A 7564-nucleotide genomic window follows, 5' to 3' on the forward strand; every position below is an offset into this window, starting at 1 on the left:
AGACCGAAACACCCCTCGTGCAGCGAAACCCCCATTGTCACGGGGTGTTTCGACGGACGAGGGGTGTTTCGCTGATAATCGGCGGAGGATAGGGGATTCGAACCCCTGAGAGCTTTCACTCAACACGCTTTCCAAGCGTGCGCCATAGGCCACTAGGCGAATCCTCCTGGGGCCCTCGCGGGCCGCCGACCATCCTATCGTGCCGCCCGCATGTCTGCCGCCCGCTGGCCGAACAGCGACCTCGGCACGAGGGCGGCGGCCCAGCGCGTGCGCCTGTCCGCGGTAGCGACCATGCCCGCGCGAACGGCCCGGACGGCATCGTCGAGCGGCTCACTCGATCGGCGCTCGCTCGCCGATCCCGGCGGGGCGTAGCTCGCGTGCTCGATCGCTGCGACGAGCACGGCCATCGCCGCAGCATCCGCTCCCGCTTCGTCGACCAGTCTCCGCCCGAGCACCCGGGGCGATTCGCCGCGAGGTAGGGCGATGCCCAGGTCGAGAGCGGTATCGGATGCCTCGGCCCAGGCCGCTGCGGCATCTCCCGTGTGCGCGGCGATCAGCCGGTGCCGACGACGAATCGCGCGCCACACACCGGGCAGTGCGAACACCGCGATAACCGCGAGGACGAAGCCGACGGGCGGTCCCGCGCCGACGGTCGTGGTTCCGGCGGCAGAGTCGCTCTCATCGAGCGCGTCGGTCTGGTCCGGTCCCAGAGATGCCGAGGGTGCCTCGGGCGCAAGCGGCGCCGTCTCTTCGGTCGAACCGTCGGCCGTGCCCGGCGTCGTGGACGAGGCGAAAGCCGTCGGCACGCCCAGGCTGTTCGTCGGCTCGAACGGAATCCATCCGATGCCCTCGAAGTGGACCTCGGGCCACGCATGCAGCTGCGAGCTGTACACCTCGTGCACGGTCTGCTCGTCGATCGAATCCGTTGTCGCCGTGCCGGGCAGATACCCGACGACGATGCGCGCGGGCATGTCGAGGGTCCTCGCCATGATCGCGAACGCCGAGGCGAAGTGCACGCAGTAGCCGCTCTTCACATCGAGGAACTCCTGGACCGCCTCCAACCCCGTGCCGTCGAACCCGGCTCGGACGGGTGCATTGAGCGAGTACTCGAACTCGACACCGCGGAACCACCGTTGCAGCGCGACCAGGGCGTCGTAGTCACTGCTGGTCGAGGAGGTCACGGCCAGAGCCTGCTCGCGGATCGCGGCCACGGCGGGGTCGTCCTCGGGCAGATCGAGTGTCGACGAATCCGGCCCGATCGCCGCCGCGGACGAGCGGATGCGTTCGGCGGAGGGTCGCGGCACGTCGTATGTGATCTCGTACTCCTGCCCCTGCGGCGACGAGGAGCGCGAGATGACGGTCCTGTTCTGCGGCAGCACCGACCAGTCGCCCTCGAGACCGTCGAGGTTGACCGCCGGGTAGGGCACCGGCAGCCAGGGGCTCACATAGTTCACGACCTGCACGGTCGCGGTGTACTCGGCAATGGGCACATCCGAGTCGACGACGAGCGGCTCGAACTCTTCATCGAGCGATGTGCCCACGCCCCGATCGGGCTGCCACTCCTCGCCGTCGAAGCGTGACAGTGTCACGGCGCGCAGGTACGGCGGGGTCGGCGCGTCGCTGCGCACCTGCAGCACGGCCGTGTCTTCCGGGCGCCGCAGATCGCGACCGAGGTCGAGCGACGGGTCGATCGAATTGCCGCGGATGGCGACGATGCTCGTGCCGCCGGGTACCGGCGCGGGCAGTGCGGGTGTCGCGACGATGGCGACGACGAGGGCTGCCGCCCCCACACCAACGGCCGTGACAGCGGTGCCGCGTCGCGTTCCCGCGGTTCGTGCGCGATCGGCATCGCCCGCGCCGTCATCGCCCGCGCCGTTGCCGCCGCGGTCTCGGGTGGCGGTTTCGACTCCCAGCAGCAGTAGGAGGCCCGCGGCGAAGGCGATGAAGGTGCCGACATCGACGCTCTGGGGGACCGCGATGGCGGGGATGAGATAGACGGTGATCAACGCCACGGCGGCGAGAAGGGGCATCCGTGCCGAGACGACGACGTGATCGATCGCGATCGTGAGGAGTCCGGCCGCGGCCACGATCAGGAACGACAGGGCTATGCCGGCGTCCAAGGGCGCGGCGCCGTCGCGCACCTGCGACATGGCCGCGTCTACGAGAAGCGGAATGTCGCGGAAGGTCGCGGGCATCGGGATGACGCCGAAAAGCGCGGAATCACGGAAGAACACGACGGTAACGGTGATGACCCAGACGCCGATGCCGATCAGGCTGACCGCGAGGGCGGGCAAGCCGTAGCGCCGCGCGACGTATCCCGCGGCGAGCACCAGCGCGATGATCGCGAACGATCCAACGAGCCACGCGCCCGGTTCGACGACGCGAAGGAGGGGCAGGAGTGAGGTCGACACCCCGACCAGCACGGCCAGCGCGAGTCCGACCGACGCCCGGGTGCGGTTTTTTGTGCGAGACCGGGCCTTAGGCGAAGACATGATGCGCTCCGCGGTCGGCAACATCGGACCACACGTCGGGCAGATCCGCGTCGGGCCCGATTGCGGCGGTCCGCCACCCTGCCTGCGTCGCGCGCTCGAGCGCATCTGCGGATGGGCTGGCGGCGAGCAGGATCGGCAGGCTCGAGTGGTGGGCCAGTGGCGCCAGAGCATCCGCGTCCTGAAGGCGCAGGATGCCCGTGATCAACACGAGCGGACCGGCCTGGGCGCCCGCGTAGCGCTGCGCGAGACCCGGCAGTGTGTCGTCGCGGCGAGAGACGAGGGAGGCGAATCGCAGCAACATCTGTTCGACGTCCTCGGGGGCATCGATCCCCGGCAGAGGCTCGCACAGGGGCGTGCCATCGGTGTCGAGAACGTCGACCTGGTAGCCGTCGCGGGCGAAACGCAGGACGATCGAGACACACGTCGAGAGCGCAGCTTCGAATGCGGGATCGGCTCCGGTGTCGTGTCGAGCGGAGGGATCCCACCGTGGGGCCCCGAGGTCGAGGAGGACGGTCGCAGCCGGCGTCGACTCCTGCTCTTCTTGCCGCACCATCAGGGTGTCGCGGTGAGCCGTTGCTCGCCAGTGGATGCGGCGCATCGAGTCCCCGGGAGCGTAGGGGCGCGCGATCAGGTTGTCGGCACCCTGCCCCAGCTGGTCGGACGACGCATGCAGGGCGCCGCCCGCTTCACCCGCCGAGATCGCCACGTGCGGAAGGGGGATGGTCGCGGGCACCGCCACGATTCGGGTGTCACCCGCGGGGGCGTGGGTCCGGCGCACGAGACCGAACGGGTCGATCGTGCGAAGCGTCAGAGGACCGATGCTCCAGACCCCGCGCCGCACCGCCCGCGCCGAATAGGCGATGTCGAGCGGTTGATCGACCCCGGCGGCGCGCGTGGCGAGGCCCGAGGCATCCCCTCGTGCGTCGCCTTCGAGCGCGTCGGGGAGGCCATCCGACCACTGGATCGTCCCGAGCGGAGAAAAGCTCCGCATGGTCACGCGTGCATGCACCTGGGTTGACGACCCGACCGGCACGACATCCGGGCGGAGGGTGCGCTCGGCTTGGCCGACCCGCCGCCCCACGTGCAGGACGACGAAGCCGGCTGCGAGCAGCGCGACCAGCAGGCATCCGATGTACATCAACTCGATGATCCCGAGTTCGCCGGCCAGGATGAAGCTGACGATCGCGAGTACGAGCGCACCCGTGCCGCGCAGGGACAACGGCCAGCCGCGCCTCATGAGCGCGCCGCGACCGGTACCCGAACCGTGGCGGCGATGCGGTCGATGATCGCGGCGACCGTGTCCGTGCCGCCCCGCGCGCGTGTACCCGTGACGCTGCGCGTGGGAATCAGGCGGTGCGCGAAGACCGGTTGCAGCAGGGCGATCAGGTCGTCGGGAATGACGAAGTTGCGGGCATCCAGCGCCGCCCACACCTTGGCCGCACGCACGAGCTGCAGGGTTGCTCGCGGGCTCGCGCCGAGCCGCAACTCGGGGTGCGATCGTGTCGCCTGCGAGAGTGCGACCGCGTACTCCCCGACCGAGGGAGAGACGTGAACACTGCGCGCGAACGCGATCATGCGCGACACCTCGGCGGTCGTCACGACGGGTTGGAGGGCGTCGAGGGGATTGACGGTATCGCGCTGGCGCAGCATGAGCGCCTCGGACGCCGCATCGGGGTATCCCATCGAGATGCGGATCATGAACCGGTCGCGCTGCGCCTCGGGCAGGGCGTACGTACCCTCCATCTCGAGCGGATTCTGTGTCGCCACGACGAGGAACGGATCGGGCAGCGGATGCGTCCGGCCATCCACGGTGACCTGACCCTCTTCCATCGCCTCGAGCAGTGCGGACTGGGTCTTGGGCGACGAGCGGTTGATCTCATCGGCGATGACGATGTGGGCGAAGATCGCGCCGGCCTTGAACTCGAACTCACGCTCCGCCGGGTCGTAGACCGACACTCCGGTCACATCACCGGGGAGCAGGTCGGGTGTGAACTGGATCCGTCGCACGCTCGCGTCCACGGATGTCGCCAGGGCCTTGGCGAGCATCGTCTTACCGACACCCGGGACGTCCTCGATCAGCAGGTGCCCCTCGGCGAGCAGGGCCACGAGGGCTGAGCGGACCGCCGCGGGTTTGCCGTCGATGACGCTCGAAATAGAGGAACCGATCGCCCGGGTGAGTTCTGCAAACCTCTCCGCATCCATGGGGAGGGGAGGCGCGGGCGAAACCCGGCGCCGCACGTCGGCCCCGTCGAGCAGCTCGGCAGGTGCGGGTGAATCCGGCATGCGACCCCCTGGATCGTCGTCGGGTGGAGGGATCGGCATCGACCCCGCGTTACCCAATCGTAACCCGGGAACCGCGCGGGGAGGCCGGGAGTTGCCTGACTCCACGGGGATCCCCCGGGTCAAGGCATCCGCTCGTTTTCGGCGCCGGGGGAGGGATGGTTAGACTGGTATCAGCTCTCCGCGCGGCGGTATCCCGGCCAACTCCCCCAGGACGGAAACGTAGCAAGGGTAACCAGGCTCTGCCGGGTGCGCGGAGAGTCTTACTCTTTCCGGCCGCTATCTTCGCGGTCGATCCGTGGGTAGGTGGCACGACGCCTAGGCTGGACGACGTGGCGCAGAGCATCTTCATCACGTCCGCAGAGGGCCATTCCGGCAAGTCCTCCATCGCGCTCGGTGTGCTCGACACCCTGAGCCATGCGATGCCTCGCGTCGGCGTCTTCCGAGCGATCGCCCGCTCGACGATCGAGCGCGACTACGTGCTCGAGATGCTGCTGGAACACGACGGTGTCGAGCTTTCGTACGACGAATGCATCGGGGTCACCTACGACGACGTCCGTGCCGATCCCGAGGGTGCGCTGGGTGCGATCGTCGAGCGCTTCAAGGCGGTCGAGGCGCAGTGCGACGCGGTCGTGATCCTCGGCAGTGACTACACGGATGTCGGAAGCCCCGCCGAACTCGCGTTCAACGCGCGCATTGCGGCGAACCTCGGTGCGCCGGTCCTGCTGGTGCTCGGCGGTCGCGCGGGGCAGGGGCAGGGTGAACAGCTCGGGACGTCCGTCGCCCGTACCCCGGACGAGGTCGGCCAGATCGCCGACCTCGCGCTCGTGGAACTGGCTCACGGCCGAGCCGAACTCTTCGCGGTGGTCGCGAACCGCGCCGATTCCGACCGTCTCGGCGAGACCGTGGCGACGCTCCGACGGACCGTTGCGGCGCATGGCAGTGCGGGTGTGCCGGTGTGGGCGATCCCCGAGGACAAGTTCCTCGTCGCTCCCTCCATCCGCGGCATCATGCGCTCGGTCGACGGCACGCTGCTGACGGGTGACCCCGATCTGCTGACGCGCGAGGCGCTCGGAGTCGTCGTCGCGGGCATGTCCATGGTCAACGTGCTGCCGCGCTTGTTCGAGGGTGCAGTCGTTGTGATCCCGGCTGATCGCTCCGAGGTTCTCCTCGCCGCGCTGCTCGCGAACGCCTCGGGAACGTTCCCCTCGATCTCGGGCATCGTCCTGAATGGCGGTTTCGACCTGCCGGACCCGATCATGCGTCTGATCGACGGCCTCGGCTCGACCCTTCCGATCATCACGACCGACCTCGGCACCTACGACACGGCCGTTCGCATCATGAACACGCGCGGTCGTCTGGCGGCCGACTCGCAGCGCCGCTACGACACCGCGCTCTCGCTGTTCGAGAGGCACGTCGACACGACCGAGCTGCTCCGAGCGATCGGCGTCGCGCGCGCCACCGTCGTCACACCCCTGATGTTCGGCTATCAGCTCGTCGAGCGCGCCCGGTCCGACCGCCGACGCATCGTGCTGCCCGAGGGGAGCGACGACCGCGTGCTGCGGGCCGCCGCCCGGGCGATCGCTCGGGGGATCGCCGACCTGACGATCCTCGGCGAAGAGATCGAGGTGCGAAACCGGGCGATCGAGCTGGGAATCGACATCGCGTCCGCCGAGGTGCTGAGCCCGTTCGATGCCGTCCACGTGCACCGATTCGCCGAAGAATACGCCCGGCTGCGCGCCCACAAGGGGGTCACGTATGCGCAGGCGGCCGACACGGTGACGGATGTCTCGTACTTCGGCACGATGATGGTCCACCTGGGACTCGCCGACGGCATGGTGTCAGGCGCCGCGCACACGACGGCCCACACCATCCGTCCCGCCTTCGAGATCATCAAGACCAAGCCGGGCGTATCGGTCGTCTCGAGCGTGTTCCTGATGGCGCTCGCGGACCGCGTGCTGGTCTACGGCGACTGCGCCGTGATCCCCGACCCGACGAGCGAACAGCTCGCCGACATCGCGGTATCGTCCGCGGCGACCGCCGAGCAGTTCGGCATCGAGCCCCGCGTGGCGATGCTGTCGTACTCGACCGGCACGTCGGGGGCGGGAGCGGATGTCGAGAAGGTGCGCGTCGCGACCGACCTGGTGCGCGAGCGGGCGCCGCAGCTCGCCGTCGAGGGACCGATCCAGTACGACGCGGCCGCGGATGCCGCCGTGGCCGCCGCGAAGATGCCGGGATCGGATGTCGCGGGTCGGGCGACCGTGTTCGTGTTCCCCGACCTGAACACCGGCAACAACACGTACAAGGCTGTGCAGCGCTCCGCGGGCGCGATCGCCATCGGGCCCGTTCTGCAGGGCCTGAATAAACCGATCAACGACCTTTCGCGCGGGGCCCTGGTCGAAGACATCGTGAACACGATCGCGATCACCGCCATTCAGGCACAGGGAGAGGCCGACGCATGAGCGCCATCCTCGTCGTCAACAGCGGGTCGTCGTCGTTCAAGTACCAGCTGATCGACCTCGCGACCGAAGACGTGCTCGCCTCCGGTCTGGTCGAACGAATCGGCGAGGACGTCGGCAGCGCCAGCCACACCGTCTCGGCCGCGGGCTTCGGGCACGCGCGTGAGGGTGAGCCGGCGCCGACGGTGCTCGAGGCCACCTACGACCGTGAGCTGCCGATCCCGGATCACACAGCCGGTTTCGCCGTGATGCTCGAGGCGTTCGCTCAGAACGGTCCGTCGCTCAGTGACAAGCCTCCGGCCGCCGTCGGGCACCGCGTCGTGCACGGCGGGG

The 7564-nt window shown here is 69.0% G+C and carries 4 protein-coding genes, 1 tRNA gene, 1 other RNA gene and 1 pseudogene; 3 read left to right on the forward strand and 4 right to left on the reverse strand.

Going from position 1 to position 7564, the window contains the following annotated elements; genetic code table 11:
* Positions 1-82: 82 nt before the first annotated feature.
* From MIC448_RS08555 to MIC448_RS08570, 4 genes are all read right to left on the reverse strand, one after another.
* Positions 83-167: transfer RNA gene (locus MIC448_RS08555), tRNA-Ser, on the reverse strand.
* A 27-nt stretch (positions 168-194) separates the two neighbouring features.
* Positions 195-2492: a DUF3488 and transglutaminase-like domain-containing protein gene (locus MIC448_RS08560; RefSeq protein WP_081766295.1), complete on the reverse strand. Its 2298-nt coding sequence runs from the start codon at positions 2490-2492 to the stop codon at positions 195-197.
* Positions 2479-3729, reverse strand: coding sequence for a DUF58 domain-containing protein (locus MIC448_RS08565; RefSeq protein ID WP_036298306.1), 1251 nt, complete (start codon positions 3727-3729; stop codon positions 2479-2481). Before MIC448_RS08565 ends, MIC448_RS08560 begins: the two co-directional genes overlap by 14 nt.
* On the reverse strand, positions 3726-4694 hold the full coding sequence (locus tag MIC448_RS08570) for a MoxR family ATPase (protein ID WP_036298315.1): 969 nt from the start codon (positions 4692-4694) through the stop codon (positions 3726-3728). The genes MIC448_RS08565 and MIC448_RS08570 overlap by 4 nt, the downstream gene beginning before the upstream one ends.
* 250 nt (positions 4695-4944) lie before the next feature.
* Between MIC448_RS08570 and ffs the strand changes: the two genes are divergently transcribed.
* The 3 genes and pseudogenes from ffs to MIC448_RS08585 form a co-directional block, all read left to right on the forward strand.
* Positions 4945-5041, forward strand: an RNA gene (gene ffs, locus MIC448_RS08575) — signal recognition particle sRNA small type.
* 63 nt (positions 5042-5104) lie between these two features.
* Positions 5105-7234, forward strand: a complete 2130-nt coding sequence (gene pta / locus MIC448_RS08580; protein ID WP_036298308.1) for a phosphate acetyltransferase — start codon at positions 5105-5107, stop codon at positions 7232-7234.
* Positions 7231-7564 (forward strand): annotated as a pseudogene (locus MIC448_RS08585) (acetate kinase); the annotation flags it as partial. The gene pta and the pseudogene MIC448_RS08585, both read left to right, overlap by 4 nt.

Source organism: Microbacterium sp. C448, assembly GCF_000582705.2.
Taxonomy (GTDB): Bacteria; Actinomycetota; Actinomycetes; order Actinomycetales; family Microbacteriaceae; genus Microbacterium; species Microbacterium lacus_A.

Excerpts from the sequence above, each read along its gene's own strand:
- MIC448_RS08560 (WP_081766295.1), bottom strand. The coding sequence starts at position 2,492 with ATGTCTTCGCCTAAGGCCCGGTCTCGCACAAAAAACCGCACCCGGGCG.
- MIC448_RS08565 (WP_036298306.1), bottom strand. The coding sequence starts at position 3,729 with ATGAGGCGCGGCTGGCCGTTGTCCCTGCGCGGCACGGGTGCGCTCGTA.
- MIC448_RS08570 (WP_036298315.1), bottom strand. The coding sequence starts at position 4,694 with ATGGATGCGGAGAGGTTTGCAGAACTCACCCGGGCGATCGGTTCCTCT.